Source organism: Gemmatimonadales bacterium, from assembly GCA_036265815.1.
Classification (GTDB): domain Bacteria; phylum Gemmatimonadota; class Gemmatimonadetes; order Gemmatimonadales; family GWC2-71-9; genus CAVVWJ01.
In genome coordinates, this window is the sequence record DATAOI010000033.1 from 57,835 (window position 1) to 73,390 (window position 15,556).

Genomic DNA, 15,556 nt, shown 5'->3' on the forward strand with positions numbered 1-15,556 from the left:
CGGCGGCTCAGGTCCGCGGCCGCCCGCACGTCCCGCCGCCCGGGAGCTCGGGCTCCCGCTGGCGCATGAGCGCCTCCACTTCGTTGATCTCCCGCGGCGCGCCGGACGAGAGCCACTCGAGACCGGTGTCGGTCAACGCGTAGTCGTCCTCGATGCGCACACCCATGTTCTTGTACTTCTCGACCGCGGGGCGGACCTTCGCCAGCATGCCCCGGTTCTTCGGCGTATCGGGCAGGCTGGCCAGCAGGTCCGGGCTGACGTAGAGGCCCGGCTCGACGGTGAAGACGTCGCCGGCTCGGAACAGGTTTCGTCCCTCGTAGTACTGCGCCGGATCGTGCACCTCCAGCCCGATGCCGTGGCCACCGAAGCCGTGGAGAGCGTAGAGCGCAAGCTGGGGACAGCCGGCCGGAGGGCACTTCAGCCCCTCTGGCGGATCGAACGTCGCGGTGGCGGACTCGATCAGGCCGAGGCCCATCAGTCCCTTGGTCACCACCGCCTTGCCGGAATCGTTCGCTACACCGACAGATACGCCGGGCTTGATCTGGCGGACGAAGGCCTCCTGGGCATCACGGACGATCTGGTACACCTCGCGCTGCTCCGGAGTGAACCGGCCGTTCACCGGCAGCGTACGGGTCACGTCGGCCGAGTAATGCTCGAACGAGGTGGCGGCGTCGATCAGCAGCAGCTCGCCGTCGCGCATGACCCGGTTGTCTTCCATGTAATGCAGCACCGTGGCGTTCGGCCCCGATCCGACGATGCTGCCGTACCCCGGCCGGTCCCCGCCCAGCCGCCGGAAAGTGCCGTCGAGCAGCGCCTGGATCTCGTTCTCTCCGCAGCCGGGCGCCGTGGCCTTCATGGCTTCCCGGTGCGCCCGCGCGCTGATCTGCGCCGCCCGGCGCAGCAGCGCGATCTCCGCCGCACTCTTCCTGGCCCGCAGCCGGCTGAGGGCCAGGTCGAGCGGCTGCATGACCAGCCAGGGATGCCTCGCCCGTGCATCGGCCAGGAAGCGGTTGCCGCGCGTGAGCGAGTCCTTGGGCGCGTAGTCGCCAGTCTGAGCGTCGGCGACGATGTAGAAGGGGAGCCCGCTGTCCGCGAGTGAGTCGATGCTCGGGCGGAGCTGGGCGATCTCCCGGCCCTCGATGCCGACCTTCGCCTGGAGATCGGCGACGTGCGTGCGCGCACCGATCCAGCGCTCCTGCGTGGCGCTGAGGGTCGGGACGTAGAGCCTCGTGCTGACCGCCCCTGGGCGCTTCACCAGCACCAGGACGGCGTCGGTCTCGCTGAAGCCGGTCAGGTAATAGAAGCCCGGCACCTGGTAGAAGGTGGGCCAGTAGTTGACCGGCGCGACGCCGCCAAAGGCGATGACGACCCCGGAGTCGATCCCGGCGGCCAGCGCGTCGCGCCGGACAGCGTACTCGCTCAGGGCCGCCTGGGCACGGGCAGACGAAGGAAGGGCAATCGGCGCCAGGAGCCCGGAAAGGAGCACTAGGCGCCGAAGGGTGGGCCATGGGTGCACGACGACCTCCGAGGGAGCATCTTGCGACTGTGGGTGGCGGCGGACCGGAACCCTACGCTGTGGCTAGTGTGCAGGATTCTGCCGCCGCGCACAAGTCCACGGTCCGCTCCGGTTCCGCCGCGTACCCTAGCTCCCCAGCCTCGGGGCTCGGCGGAGCCGCATCGCCAGCGCTGCTCCCGCCAGCGATACCAGCCCCAATACCAGGAGTCCGCTCTGGAAGTTGCCGCTGGAGCGCTTGAGGAGGCCCATCACGTAGGGACCGGCAAAGCCACCCAGGTTGGCCACCGAGACGATCAGGGCTATCCCGCCCGCCGCGGCCGGACCGCTGAGAAAAGTCGACGGGAGCGGCCAGAACGGGCCATGGGAGCTGAGCAACCCTGCCGCTGCCACCGAGAGCGCGAGCACCACCAGCACCGGGGAGTGCAGGTAGGCACTCGCGAGGAAGCCGAATCCTGCGGCGGCGGCCGATCCCGCGATGTGAAGGAGGCGCTCGCCGCTTCGATCCGAGTGGCTCCCGACCAGCACCATGGCGACCGCTGCCACGAGGTTGGGAACCGCCGAGACGACTCCCACCGCGAAATCGCCCAGCCCGGAAATCTCCCGCACGATCTGCGGCAGCCAGAGACCCAGCACGTAGACCCCGAACGCATTGCAGAGCAGAAGCAGGATGCCCAGCTGCCACACGGTGCCGTTCGAGAGTGCCTGGAGCACGCTCAGGCCGTGGCGGCGCTCGCACTGCTCGCGCTCCCCGCTCAGATGACTGCTGAGCCAGGCGCGCTCCGCCGGCGTGAGCCATGCCGCCTCGTCCGGCCGGTCGGTCAGGTACGCCAATACCACGAAGCCGAGCAGGACCGCGGGCAACCCCTCGAGAAGAAACAGCCATTGCCAGCCGGCAAGGCCGAGCCGCCCGTTGAGCCCTAGCAGCGCACCCGAGATCGGGCCACCCACCACGCCTGAGAGCGGGATCGCGACCATGAATCGCGCGACAGCCCGTGCCCGCTCGGTAGCCGGATACCACCGGCTGAGGTAATAGATGACTCCGGGGAAGAACCCCGCCTCGGCCGCGCCCAGCAGGAACCGAAGGGCATACAGGCTCAGCGGCCCCCGGATGAGCATCATGGCGCAGGCCACGAGCCCCCAGGTGATCATGATCCGCGCGATCCATATGCGGGCGCCCACCCGTGCCAGGGCGAGGTTGCTCGGCACCTCGAAGAGGATGTAGCCCACGAAAAAAGACTCCGGCACCGAACCCATAGACGGCGGGACCGAAGCCCAGGTCGTGGTTCATCTGGAGCGCGGCGAACCCCAGGTTCACCCGATCCAGGAAGCACACGATATAGAGAATGAAGAGGAACGGCAGCAGCCGCCGCGTCACCTTCGCGAGGGTGCTCCGTTCGAGGCTCACGCCGCCGCGCAACCCGTCACCAACGCTGTGCAGCTCATCGTTCTAATTCTGCGGCAGCCGAGGAACCAGAGCCAGTAGGCGGGGTCACAGTAGCAGGAGGCCTATCCAAGCGAGTGCCGGAGCCCCACCTTTGAGGCACCCCCGCAATCGCCGAGTGCCGCCGTGACCACCGTCTCTGCCGCACCTCCCGCCGGTCCGGTCCAGGTGAGCCCTGCCGATCGGCTGCTCCAGCTCTCGGGCAAGTTGCAGCGCTACGCCAGCCGCTACGAGGACGCGCGGGACTCCCGCTGCGTCTTCACCCACACCTATGCTCTGATGACCGCCATCCTCGGCCGGGAGCTGGCGACGAAGGAATGGAGCGAGGTCGAGTGGGTCGTGGTCCTGGCCGAGTCGTTTGCGGCCCGCTACTTCACGGCCCTGGACAGCTTCGATCGGAACCAGGATCCCGGTCTGGCCTGGCGAAGGATCTTCGAGGAGATCAACGACCGCGCCACCTCAGTGGTGGAGGACATGGCCGCCGGAATGACCGGTCACATCGTGCATGATCTTCCGTATGCCCTGCTGGATGCCGGATTCCAGTCTCCTGACCACGCCGCCACGCGGATCAGCGACTATCACCGGGTGAACGATATACTCACCTCCGCGATCGATCCCATCATCGATTCGGTCACCGCCCGCTATAACCCCTGGCTCCGCTGGCTGGATCGGCTGGGACGGAAAGACATCGACGTTCTCACCAGCTACGGAATCCGGGTCAGCCGGGGCATGGCGTGGTACAACGCGGTCCGGCTCGGAGACCCCGCGGAACGAGAGCGCGCCCGGGAGGCGATCGAGCAGAGTCCCCGGCAGTTCCTTCAACTCCTCTTCCGGCCGCGCGCCTGGTCCCTGCGCTTCTTGATCCGGGCGCTGGACGCGGCGATCTCGCTGGGACGCCGCTGGCCCAGGCCCGAGCCATACTCGGCCTCCTGGCCCGCGCGGCTTCTGCCAAATCAGACCTACTACAGCACCGGCGTCGGAAACTGGACTGGCAGCTTCACCTTTCGGGTGACCGGTTGGCCCAGGTTCTGGTCCGCCCGCCTCGGATTCCAGAATCGGGTCCTGGTGATCGGCATGGCGCTGCTGATGGGTCTGCTCCGCCGAGCCCGGATCACGTCCACCATCGTCGGCTACCCCGACCAGAACGAGGCGGGGGTGGCGACCAATCTGGTGCGCATCAGCGCGTTTGGGATGACGCTTTACCTCCTCCGCGAGGAGTACATCCTGAGTCCGGACGGCACTCAGGTGTGCGTGCGATCGAGCGAGCGGTTCGGCCCGGTGCGCTTCCTCTTCAACCGGGAGAAGGCGCACCCTGCCGAGGTGCGCGAGGGCGGCGAGCGCGCGACCTACTTCATTCCCCTCCTGGGGGCGAGCTGGATCGGCGAGTACGAGGTGCTGCAGAACGGCCACCACATCCAGTCGCTGCTCACCTGCGAATGGGCGGAGGCACGGGAATCGATCGATCGGGTGCGGCCGTAATCGGGGGGCTCCGCCGGCCGCCCGGCCGGTGATAATTTTTCCGGATGAGTGAGCCTGCCAAACGCCTCGAACCTCCCCGCCCGGCCGCGCCCGCGGCCGCGGAAGCGCTCGACCTGTGGACTGTGGTCAAGGAATCGGTCCGGGGCGAGCTGCACCACGACTTCACCGAAGGCCCGATCGGCCGGGCCATCCTGCTCCTGGCCATCCCGATGGTACTGGAGATGGCGCTGGAGAGCGTCTTCGCGGTGGCGGACATCTTCTGGGTCTCCCATCTGGGCCCCGATGCCGTAGCCACGGTGGGCCTCACCGAATCCCTGCTCTCGCTGGTCTACGCGCTCGCCATGGGCCTCGGCATCGGGGCGACGGCGGTGGTGGCGCGGCGCATCGGGGAGAAGAACCCGGAGGAGGCGGCCCGCGCCGCGGTCCAGGCCCTCGCCCTGGCGCTCATCGTATCGATCGTGCTGGGCACCGCCGGCGCGCTGCTCGCGCCGCGGCTCCTGGCGCTCATGGGCGCCTCGCCCGGCGTGATGGCCGTGGGCCGCGGCTACATCACCATCATGCTGGGCGGCGAAGCGGCGATCATCGTCCTGTTCGTGGTGAACGCCGTGTTCCGCGGGGCCGGAGACGCGGCCATCGCGATGCGGGTGCTCTGGCTGGCCAACACCATCAACATCGTGCTGGGGCCGCTGCTCATCTTCGGCGTGGGCCCGTTCCCCAGGCTCGGGGTCACCGGTGCCGCCATCGCCACGACCACCGGCCGCTCCGTCGGCGCGCTCTACGCCGTGGTGCGGCTCTTCCGCCACGGGAGCCGGGTGCCGGCCAGCCGACGGCACGTCACCCTCGACTTCGGCATGATGGCGCAGATCCTCCGCCTCGGGTCCTCCGCGTCGATCCAGAGCCTGATCGGGATGGCGAGCTGGATCGGGCTGGTCCGGATCCTGGCCAGCTACGGGAGCGCCGCGCTCGCGGGCTACACCATCGCCATCCGGCTCATCATCTTCGCCCTGTTGCCCTCGTGGGGTCTCAGCAATGCCGCAGCTACCATGGTGGGCCAGGGGCTCGGCGCCCGGAAGCCCGACCGGGCGGAGGCGGCGGTGTGGCGCGCGGGAGGGTACAACGCCGTGTTCCTCTCGGTCGTCGGTATCGTGTTCTTCGCTGCGGCATCGCTGATTCTGCGGGGCTTCACCGCGGATCCCGTGGTGACCGGCTTCGCCGTGCGCTGCCTCCGGATCGTGGCGCTGGGATTCCCGCTCTACGCCTACGGAATGGTGCTGACCCAGTCGTTCAACGGCGCGGGCGATACCTGGACCCCGACCTGGCTCAACCTCTGCTGCTTCTGGCTGTTCGAGATCCCACTCGCTTGGGGGCTCGCGGGGCCTGGCGGGCTCGGCCCCACCGGGGTGTTCTGGGCGATGATGGCGGCATTTTCGCTGCTTGCCGTGGCGAGCGCGTGGGTGTTTCGACGAGGGACATGGAAGACGCGGGTGGTGTGAGCCCGCGCGGCGCCAACCGTCAGGCTGATGGCTCGGCTGACGGCTCCGCTGCCGGTCCGGTCCCGCGGCCCCGGGCGCGGCGCTCCGGCAGCAGCGCACCCAGTACGGAGAGCGGGAAGTAGACGGCCTCGCGTATCCCGGGCACGGTGGTGAGCGCGCGGAGCGGCTGGGGCATCTGGCCCCGGATCTCCTCGACCAGCGCCGCGACGATCACCCGCCGGTCGGCCTGTGCCGACTCGACTACGGCCAGGATCCGGTGGACGGCGTACAGCCCTGCGAGGACGGTGGCGACGAACAGGAAATCCAGCCCGTGGAGGTCGAGCGGCCGGAGCGCCAGGCTCCGGCCGGGCCCCAGGGTCGAGGTCCACGCCAGAGTGAGGGAGAGCCGCTGGGTCTCCAGCCAGTCGGCGCCGACCCCGGCAATCACCGGCGCGAGCGCGGCCGCCGCGCCCGAGATCAGCGCGTTGGTGGCGAGGTAGCCCGCCGCCTCGCCCCGCGGGGCGAGCTCCATCGCGACCGTGCTGGTGGTGAGGGTCACGCCGGCCGTGGTGAGGCCGGCCAGCAGGTGGATCACCCCGATGACCACGAGCACCAGCCACGGCGTGTGCAGCATCCCCGCGATCGGCCAGCCGGCCACACTCAGGAGAAATCCGGCGCAGGAGACCCGGAGTACCGTGAGCGTCTGGAAGCGGTCCGCCACGGCCCCCCACGCGCGGAGCACCAGCACCGTAGTGACCTGGCTCAGCACCGTGGCCGCGAGCACGGCGGCCATGGGGAGGCCCAGACGCCGGAGCAGGTAAACCGTGAAGAACGGAGCGGACAGGTTGGTCGCGAACGTCCAGGTGGCCAGGAAGGCGACCAGCGCCCGGAACTCCGGATGGCGGAAGGGGGCACGGACCACGTCGCGCCAGGGGCGACGTCTGGCGGGCGCCATGCCCGGCTCGGGGATCCGGCCGAGCGGAATGAGACCGGCGAGCCCCGCCAGCACCCCGACCCCCAGCACCATGACGTACGCGGCGGCGGGCGTGCCGGAGGCCACACGGAGCCGGTCGATCGCGATGCCGGCGCCGAGGGCCAGCGGTGCGCCGATCGCGGTCGCGATCGCCATCCGGCGGGCCACCACCCGGTTGCGCCGCTCTTCCGGGAGGAAGTCGCGCATCCAGGGGTTCCACGCCGCGCCCGAGACTGTGCCGAACGCCGCCATGACGAGCAGAATCCCGAAGAGGCCCGGCACCCGGGCCCCGGTAGGGACGGCCCAGGGCAGCACCAGCAGGCCCAGTGCGGTCGTGCGGCCCACTAGCGCCGCCCACAAGCAGATGGCCTTCCGCCGGCGGGAGCGCTCGATGAGTGCGACGGTGGGGAGCTGCAGTATCTGAGTGGCCGGACCCAGAGCCGCGAGCAGACCGACCTGAGTGTTGGAGGCGCCGAGGAGGAGGGCGTACCCCACCAGCAACGGTCCGCTCAGGAGCGCGTCGCGGACCTGGGAGCAGACGCCGTCTGCCTGGTAGGCGCGGAGCCCGCGGTGTTGCGCGGCATCGTCGAGGGTCGGGTTCGGCTGTGAGGGTCCCACGGGGAGGCAGGATAGTTCACTGGGGCAGGAGGCGGAACCCCGCGGGCACTGGGTCAGGAGCCCGGGCTCGATGACCGGCTCATGGCCGGGAAATAAGGCGGCCCGCGCTCCCCGAAGGGAGACGCGGGCCGCCTACGCATTGATTACCCGGAGTCGGAGAATTGCCTTCTCCGTTCTTCTTCCTTCGGCGACCGCATAACTGACGCGTTTACGGTGTAGCCTCGGGAGCTCCGGCTTCCATCCCCAGTGGGCTTGCGGCCCTCTGGTTCATCAATGCGAGCGCTGCAGGTCCGGCTGAATCGCGGATCAACCTCCTGCTCGGCACGCCGCGGCGCCCCTGCGGCGTGGGCGAAGCACGCGATTGGCTTCGCCACTTCCGGTCGAAGTGATCAGCTCTCGACCGGGGGCGACATTATAAAAAACGCTTCGCGAACGCGCAAGAGCCGACTTTTTCTTCCACAGAGGCGCACATTGAACACATTTCCACACTAACACCGCGAGCCCGGCAACCTTGCTCCGGTGTGACCGCCCATTAGCTTCGCACTGCACAACAGTCTCCACAACAGTCTCATTGGAGGAGCCATGCGCACGAGCATCGGACCGGCAGTCACACTCTTGGCACTCGCCTTTACCTCAGCCGCGTGCAATCAGCCCCGAACCGCGGCCATGGCCCGCGACACCAGCGGGGTGCGGGACACCGCGATGGCCGGTGCGGCCAAGGTGGACAAGCAGGCGGAGGAGCAGGCAATTCGAGAGCTCGGCAGGAAATGGGTCGCGATGTTCGCGGCCAAGGACACCTCGGGTATGGCGGCCCTGTTCGCCGAGGATGGCTGGGAGATGCCACCCAACAGCAAGGCGATGAAGGGGCCGGACGAGGTCCGCAAGGGCACTGGTGAGATGCTGCGGACCACCAAAGACTTCAAGCTCACCTTCGAGCCGAGCACCATCACCGTCGCCGACGCGGGCGATCTCGCGGCCGAGCGCGGGACCTACCAACTCTCGTTCACCGGGCCCAAGGGGAAGAAGATCGAGGACCACGGGAATTACGTGACGGTGTGGAAGAAGGTGGGCGGCCAGTGGAAGGTGCTGTCGGACATGAACAGCTCCGAAGTGACCGGGTCGATGTAGCGCACCAGGATGGCATCCGCCGAGGAGGCACCCACCCCCGCGTTCGTTTTCGACCTCGACGGCACTCTGGTCGACAGCGTCTACCAGCATGTCCTCGCCTGGCGCGAGGCCCTGGAGTGCGAAGGGATCTCACTTGCGGTGTGGCGCATCCACCGGCGGATCGGGATGAGCGGCGGGCTGCTGGTGAACGCGCTGCTGCGTGAGACCGGTTTGCCGGTCACCAGCGACCAGACCGGCCGCCTTCGCCAGCGTCATGCCGAAGCGTACGCAAAATTGGTGGGCCAGGTGCGCCCGCTCCCCGGCGCGCGCGAGCTGCTCGAGCACCTGACCCGCGCCGGAGTGCGATGGGCCATCGCCACCAGTGGCTGGCTGGAGAGTGCCCGTCCGGCCCTGGAGATGCTGGGCGTGGCCGGAGAGGTCCCGCTGGTCACCCGAGACCAGGTGCTGCATGCCAAGCCGGATCCGGACCTGTTCCTCACCGCCGCCAACCGGCTCGGTGTATCGATCGAGAGCTGCGTGGTCGTGGGTGACAGCGTGTGGGACCTGCTGGCCGCCCGGCGGGCGCGTGCGCTCGGCGTGGGCCTGCTCTCCGGCGGATATGGAGAAGACGAGCTGATCCGCGGCGGAGCGTACCGCGTCTACCAGGACCCGGGCGATCTCCTGCAGCATCTCGACGAGCTGGGCGTACGGACCGAAGACTGAGCGCAGTCCACCGAGTCAGCCACCGCGCGCGTCCTCGGCCGGCACCAGCCACCTCCGATCTAGCCAGACCGGCGCGAGCGCCAGCAGCATCAGGAGGCCCGCCGCCCCGAACGCCCCCGGATACCCGGCCCGGGCGGCGAGCACGCCGAACCCCGTCGCACCGAGTCCCAGCCCCGCGTCGTAGGACAGGTTCCACACCGCGCTGACCATATCGTAGCCGGAGAGCGATACGCGCTCGAACATGAGTGTCAGGCTGGCGTTCTGCGCTATGCCGAAGCCGAGTCCGAGGAGCACGGCGCCGGCCACCACCGGCACCGGCCTCGCACCCAATGCCAGCGCGAGCATGCCCACCGCGCACGCGACGACACCGGCGACCAGCAGACCCGACTGGCCATGCCGGCTCCCATAGCGGCCCGCCCACCAGCGGGCGAGTGTGCTGCACACGGCATTGGCAAAGAGCGCCGGCGCGGCGAGTCCGCCCGATGTCCGGGTCGCGAGCGGCAGGAAAGTCACGACAATCCCAGCACCCATCGCGGTCAGCAGGAACACCATCACGGGCCGCACCTGGCCCGCCATCCTCAGCCCGTCCAGCACGCCGACTGGCGCGACCGCGTGGTTGGTTCGGCCCGGCATGGCTGGCATCACGACCAGACATCCCAGCGCCGCCACCGCTGCCGCGACGAAGACGGGCGGAAATCCGATGTGCTGCGCGAGCCACACACCGAGCGGCAGGGCCACGACGGCCGGGATCCCTACGACGACGCCGAGAAGCCCGAGTGCTTCGCTCCGCCGCTCATCCGGCGCCAGCGTGGCAACGAGAGAGCTGCCCGCGACGACCGCAACGGCCAGGCCGATGCCGCGGACCAGGGAGATCGCCAGGATCGCGGGCAGACTCGCGGACAACGAGAGCGCCAGCGCGGGCGCGCCGAGCAGCACCAGGCCCGCCGACAGCATGCCTCGATAGCCGAACCTGGCCAGCAGGGCCGGCATGGCGAGCTCGGCGGCCACGGTCGCGAACATGAGCGCGCCGGTGGTGAGCCCGGCGCCGACGCCGTTGGTACCGATAGCGGTGGCGTAGAGCGGCACGACCGAGAGCAGCAGGTAGAAGCTCACCATCGCGCCGAAGGCGGCAACGAAATAGAGCGCGAGGGGGCGGCTGACGAGTGGGATTGACCGGGGAGTGGACGTCGGCATCGGTCGAAAGTAGCGGGGGACGGGGGGGCCGTCATCCCGAGCTCCCCGTTTTGACCGCGCCCGGCACGACCGCTACAACCCGAGCCAGTAGCTCAACTTCACCGCGAGCAGGTTGTCCGCCGGCGTGGCCCGGAGTCCCTTGAAGTCCCGTCCGAAATCGAAATCTCCCACCCCATCCACTTGGTTGCTCCGGCTCTGCTGCCAGACCAGAAACAGGGTCGACCCCGGACGATACTCCCAGCGAAGCACGAGATTGGCCCGCAGGGACCGGAAGTTGAAGCTCTGGTCGTCGATGGTGAACGGCGCGGCCGCGGCCGCTCCATCTGGGTCGACAGTGAATCCCCCGCTCCCGTCCGGCGCGATGGTGCCCCGGTCGCGCCCGTACACCGCGAAGTCGTAGGTTTTCGGTGCTCGCAGCTCCTTGTAGTCTCGGAACCCGTTGGCCGACAGGAGCGGCTGCGCGTACAGCTGGAGACTCAGCGTCGGGGTGAAGGTCCAGTTGACCCGAGTCTCGAACGCGAGCTGCGTCTGCCGGAGTTCCGCGAAGACATAGCGGCCCCCGAAGGTGGCCGTGGCGGTCGGATCGGTCTCGGTCTGCACGTACTGTGCAGCCTCGTGGTCGAAGACGAGGCTCGGCGTCAGCGCGACCTGGAGGTTGGACCTGGGGTTGAGCGTGATCGACGGCGTAAACACCAGGGTGTGCGTCTGCGCCGTGTTCCAGAAGTAATCCACGCCGATGCCCAACGTGTGCCGGTGCCGGCGGTCCGAGTCGAGCTGCAGGGTGACCTGTCGGGCGGCGGGTGCGCGAGTCAATGGCCCGCCGCGGGTGAGATGGTCGTCGCTGGTGGCCGGGTAGAGATGGGTGGTGAGCGTCGCCTGCCAGAAGTTCCGAAACCGGGCGACCTGCTTGAGACCGAGGTCGAAAGTGATCCGGTTCCAGTCGTAATCCCACTCGTTGACGCTGAAGAGGTGCGCCTCGTAGTTGCGGAACAGCCGGCCGGGTCGGTACTCCGCATACCCCATGTCGGTGGCCACCGCGCGCCGGTTGGTGTAGACCTCGAAGCCCGCGTCGTTGGTCTCGTAGCCCGGGCTCTTGTCCTGCAGTGTCACACTGCCCAGCCACTGGCCCGAAAGCTTGGTCAGGGCCGCCACCCAGTTGTAGCCAGCCAGCGACGTCCGGGTGGAGTCGAGTGACAGCCGCTCCGCGTCGGGGCGCTGGTAGTAACGGGCCGAGGAGCGCTGGGTGCGGGTGATCGCCGCCGGATCGCCGCGGACCAGGCTGCCGGTCACGAATGCGTCGAAGGCCCAGCCCTGATTCGCCCAATAGCGGTTCACGTCCACCCCCGCCAGGTACGCCGAGGAGCGCAGCAGCCCGGCCAGGGCGGAATCGTCGAGCCGGCGGTCCACCGATGTGAACAGCCCTCCGATCGCGCGGTTGCCGTCGGCCGATTCACGGCGGAGGCGGCCCACGAAGTAGTTGGAGAGCGGCTCCAGCGGGACCCGGTGGCTGGCCCCCAGGCTGTCGACGAAACGGCCCTGCTCCTCCCGGGTCACCGCGTCGAGCAGGGCCACCGACCACCCGCGGGCCGACTTGCCGGTAAGCTTGAGCGCCGCGGGTATCCGGCTCACCACCGGCGCGTCGCTGAACGCCGGGTCGTCGTCTTCCAGGCTTCGCTGCGGCGGCCGGCCGACGCGGCGCGAGTTGAAGACGCCGGGAAATCCCGCGACGCTGAAGGCGTTGACCTGGGCAAAGGAGAACAGGCTCGCGCCCTCGAGGAAGAACGGCCGCTTCTCGTCGAAGAAGGTCTCGTTGGCGGACAGATTCACGATGGCCGGGTCCACCTCCACCTGACCGAAATCGGGGTTGACCGTCGCATCGAGCGCGAGGTTGCCTCCGACGCCGAGCCGGAGATCGGCGCCCGCGTTGGTGAAGTAATCGCTGCCGTCGTGGAAGGGATCGCCGGCCTCGGGATGGGTGTACTCCCCTCGCCCGGTCACGTACGGCGCCACCTCGGCGTGCCGTAGCGCCGGGAGGTCCGCGAGCCCGGTGAGCCGGCCGAAGCGGCTCACGCTGGCGTGCTCGGTCTTGGGGACGAAAGCGAAGACGTCCTCCTCACCACGCCGCTGAATGAAGCGGATGAACTGCACGCCCCAACTGTCGCCCCCACGGTTGAACCGGAGTTGCGAGAGCGGAATCCGGATCTCCGCCGACCAGCCGGTCGTGTCCTCCCGGACCGCGGCCTCCCAGACCGGATCGGGTGAGTAGTCCACGGTGCCGTCCGGCTGCAGGATGCCGTCCCGGCGCACTCCGCGCGGATTCACCTCGAAGACGAACGCGGTGAGCCGGTCGAAGCGCGAGTCCAGCTCCACCGTGAATCGGTCGCTCTCGCTGGTGGCATCCCGCCGGGTGAGGAGGGCCCGGACGCGCGCAGGGTCCCGGTCGTGGAGCCGGGCAGCGATATAGAGAGCGTCGCCGCTGAGCAGGACTCGGATCTCGGTCTGCTCGCTGGGAGCCGCGCCTTCATCGGGATCCCGCTGGGTGAGCGGGGTGGCGGGAGCCGCCTCGGCCCACGCCGCCTCGTCTGGCGAGCCGTCGAGCTGGATGCTGCCGGTGAGGCGGCCGGCGGCGATGGAGGCGAGTGTGTCGGGCACCTGGGCGGCGAGCCGCGTGCAGGCGGCCAGCGCGAGGACGGCGAGGAGGGTCGGGCTGGAGAGCCGTCTCACCGAGGGATGGCCTCCCGGCCGGGGGCAGTGACGGACGAGTGAGGGATTATGACCTACACTACGCAGGGTTCAGGCGCGGGTTCCAGCGGAGGGTGCGCCCGGCCACCCATGGGTCTGTCGGAAGCGGCCCGCGTGCCGGACATGCATCAGGGCAGACGCCAGCGAGATCGCGGCGCCGAGCGGGATCTCGAGCGACAGGCCGCCACCGAGGAGCGCGGCGATGTCGCTCGCCATCGAGCCCGCAAGGACAGAGTTTAGGGCTGCAACCACGCCTGACGTGGTCGTCAGGCTGTTGACCAGCGTGGCGAGACGCTGGCGCGAGCCGTAGGCAAGGGATTGCCGGTCCCCCTCGGGCCCATGGCCTGTCACGAAATACGGCTCCAGCTCCGGAATCATCTGCAGGTAGGCCTGCCGCAACAGATTCATTCCCGCGACCCAGCGCGCATCCTCATAGTTGATCGCCACGCCTCGGACGAAAGTTGCGACGCCGATGAAGAGCGCCACGGCCATCAGCAGCAACGCGATCGCCAGGGTCTCGCGGCGGAAGCCCGTGGCCTGCGCCATAAGTGCCAGCGCGACCACGGCACCCGACAAGATCCTGACTTTCGCCCTCCCCTCGATCGCCGATCATGCTCGCCTCCCGGACTGGGTGCCTACTTGTCCGGCGCGCCCTGGTTCGCCTGCCGGCGGGCCGCAGCCACCAGGCTATCGGCGCGTCGGCCTGCTTCGCTGACGATGCCGGCGGCCTTCTCATCCGTCTGCTTCCGGAGCGCGTCGGCCGCTGGCTTGGCGGCGGCCTTGAGAAGTGGATTGGTGGCCCGGGCGGTCAGCGAGTCGGCCTGCTGATAGCCCTGGCGCTTCACCCTGACCGCCAGCGACTCGGCCTGCTGGCGAATGACGGCGGCGCGCTGCTCGGCTTCCCGGACCAGGCGCGCCGCCGCGGTGTCTACCTTCTGCGTCACCGCCGCGCGCGCCGCCTGCTCCGCGCCGGCCTTCACCGATGACCCGAGACTGCTCAGGTCGACCCCCACGGTGGGACTCGTCACCGTGCCGCCGAGCTGGATGGCGAGCGGAATCTCCGGCGCGGCCGTGAGATCGAGGCCGGCCTTCCCGGCCTTCGACAGCAGGCCCCCGATGGCCTGATTGGCCCCGCCGCCCAGCTCGGCGCGGGGCACCCGCAGACCCAGAGTGTAGCGCAGCGACTGATCCAGCCCGTTGGAACCGCTCACGTTCATCGTGGTCTGCCCCAGCTTCACCTCGAACGGCTGCACGAAGAGCCGGCCCTCCCGGATCTGGAACGCCGCGCGAATGGCATCGAGCCCCGGATTGTCCAGGAGCTTGAGCTTGGTCACGTCGACCACCTTCTCCAGCGGTGGAAAGTCCTTCAGATCCAGATTCGTCGTCTGGACCGTCCCGCCGCCGCTGAGCCCGGGAAACAGCGGCATCATGTTCTTGGCCAGGGCGCCGGTCACCCGCAGATCAGTGGACATCTCTCCCACGGCATACTTGGCGACCGGAGCCAGCGTCTGTACGGTGGTAAACGCCTGGAAGGCTGACGGGATATCCACCTTCGTCATCTTGAGTCCGACGTCGAACGTCGGCTTGGCCAGGTTGGTCGTCTCGTAGAAGCCGGACACGCCTATGGTTCCTCCCAGCGTGCTCATCTGGAAATCTTCCAGCGTGACGCGCTGGTCCTTCACCCGGAGCCGGCCGTGAGCGTTGTTCATCTTGAGCTTGCCGTAGGTCAGCTCCCCCACGGTGGCGACCAGCCCGAAATCGATCTTGGGCGGCACCGGGATGATCTGCAGGTCGCCCTCGCCGGACTTCCATTCGTTGAGATCGAACCGATTGCTCCGCATCGTCGCCGTCCCGCGGAGCGTGTCGTCCCGCATCACGAAGGCGAGCAGGTTCTCCAGCGTGCCCGAGGCCTGGACGTCGCTGCTGCCGAGGCTGCCCTTGAACGAGCGGAGCTCCGCCCGCTGGGGCGCGAGCTGGAGGGACGCCTGCTCGATGGCGAGCGGATGCGGCAGGTCCTTGCCTTTGACGGTGAGATTGCCGACGTCCAGCGTTCCGCTCGCCCCGACCCTGTCGTACTGCTTCTTGTCGATGAACGACATCCGGGTGCGCACCGCGGCATCCGCCGCAACCGTGCCGGCGAGCTGGTCGATCCCCTCGAGCTTGAGGGTGCGACGGACGTCGGCGAGGTCGACCTTGCCGCGCACCCGCGCGTCCACGTCGGGGTCGGACACGGGAGTCCTCAGCACCATCGTCGCGTCGACCGGATTCCGCCCGATCACCAGGTGGAACCG

11 protein-coding genes are annotated in these 15,556 nt (G+C 68.9%); 4 read left to right on the top strand and 7 right to left on the bottom strand.

What is annotated here, in order from left to right; translation table 11 throughout:
* Nucleotides 1-7: 7 nt before the first annotated feature.
* On the bottom strand, nucleotides 8-1,516 hold the full coding sequence (locus VHR41_07095; GenBank protein ID HEX3233946.1) for a Xaa-Pro aminopeptidase: 1,509 nt from the start codon (nucleotides 1,514-1,516) through the stop codon (nucleotides 8-10).
* Nucleotides 1,517-1,642: 126 nt separating this feature from the next.
* Complete coding sequence (locus VHR41_07100; GenBank protein ID HEX3233947.1) at nucleotides 1,643-2,761, bottom strand: MFS transporter; 1,119 nt, start codon at nucleotides 2,759-2,761, stop codon at nucleotides 1,643-1,645.
* Between the two features lie 322 nt (nucleotides 2,762-3,083).
* On the opposite strand from VHR41_07100, the gene VHR41_07105 reads away from it, so the two are divergent.
* On the top strand, nucleotides 3,084-4,436 hold the full coding sequence (locus tag VHR41_07105) for a DUF5995 family protein (protein ID HEX3233948.1): 1,353 nt from the start codon (nucleotides 3,084-3,086) through the stop codon (nucleotides 4,434-4,436).
* 44 nt (nucleotides 4,437-4,480) lie between these two features.
* Complete coding sequence (locus VHR41_07110; protein HEX3233949.1) at nucleotides 4,481-5,929, top strand: MATE family efflux transporter; 1,449 nt, start codon at nucleotides 4,481-4,483, stop codon at nucleotides 5,927-5,929.
* 19 nt (nucleotides 5,930-5,948) lie between these two features.
* Here the strand turns inward: VHR41_07110 and VHR41_07115 are convergent, their stop codons facing one another.
* The gene (locus VHR41_07115; protein HEX3233950.1) at nucleotides 5,949-7,499 is read right to left on the bottom strand and encodes an MFS transporter; all 1,551 of its coding nucleotides are present in this window, start codon (nucleotides 7,497-7,499) and stop codon (nucleotides 5,949-5,951) included.
* 582 nt (nucleotides 7,500-8,081) lie between these two features.
* Here VHR41_07115 and VHR41_07120 point away from each other — a divergent pair.
* On the top strand, nucleotides 8,082-8,627 hold the full coding sequence (locus tag VHR41_07120; GenBank protein ID HEX3233951.1) for an SgcJ/EcaC family oxidoreductase: 546 nt from the start codon (nucleotides 8,082-8,084) through the stop codon (nucleotides 8,625-8,627).
* Between the two features lie 9 nt (nucleotides 8,628-8,636).
* Entirely contained in the window at nucleotides 8,637-9,329 is a 693-nt protein-coding gene (locus VHR41_07125) for an HAD family hydrolase (protein HEX3233952.1), read from the top strand.
* 15 nt (nucleotides 9,330-9,344) lie between these two features.
* Here VHR41_07125 and VHR41_07130 read toward each other — a convergent pair whose 3' ends face one another.
* From VHR41_07130 to VHR41_07145, 4 genes are all read right to left on the bottom strand, one after another.
* Nucleotides 9,345-10,523, bottom strand: a complete 1,179-nt coding sequence (locus VHR41_07130) for an MFS transporter (GenBank protein ID HEX3233953.1) — start codon at nucleotides 10,521-10,523, stop codon at nucleotides 9,345-9,347.
* Nucleotides 10,524-10,595: 72 nt separating this feature from the next.
* On the bottom strand, nucleotides 10,596-13,247 hold the full coding sequence (locus VHR41_07135) for a DUF5916 domain-containing protein (protein HEX3233954.1): 2,652 nt from the start codon (nucleotides 13,245-13,247) through the stop codon (nucleotides 10,596-10,598).
* A 69-nt stretch (nucleotides 13,248-13,316) separates the two neighbouring features.
* Complete coding sequence (locus tag VHR41_07140; protein ID HEX3233955.1) at nucleotides 13,317-13,829, bottom strand: hypothetical protein; 513 nt, start codon at nucleotides 13,827-13,829, stop codon at nucleotides 13,317-13,319.
* A 71-nt stretch (nucleotides 13,830-13,900) separates the two neighbouring features.
* Nucleotides 13,901-15,556, bottom strand: a 1,656-nt coding sequence (locus VHR41_07145) for an AsmA-like C-terminal region-containing protein (GenBank protein HEX3233956.1), incomplete at its 5' end; no start/stop codon positions are given.

Excerpts from the sequence above, each read along its gene's own strand:
- VHR41_07110 (HEX3233949.1), top strand. The coding sequence starts at position 4,481 with ATGAGTGAGCCTGCCAAACGCCTCGAACCTCCCCGCCCGGCCGCGCCC.
- VHR41_07120 (HEX3233951.1), top strand. The coding sequence starts at position 8,082 with ATGCGCACGAGCATCGGACCGGCAGTCACACTCTTGGCACTCGCCTTT.
- VHR41_07125 (HEX3233952.1), top strand. The coding sequence starts at position 8,637 with ATGGCATCCGCCGAGGAGGCACCCACCCCCGCGTTCGTTTTCGACCTC.
- VHR41_07130 (HEX3233953.1), bottom strand. The coding sequence starts at position 10,523 with ATGCCGACGTCCACTCCCCGGTCAATCCCACTCGTCAGCCGCCCCCTC.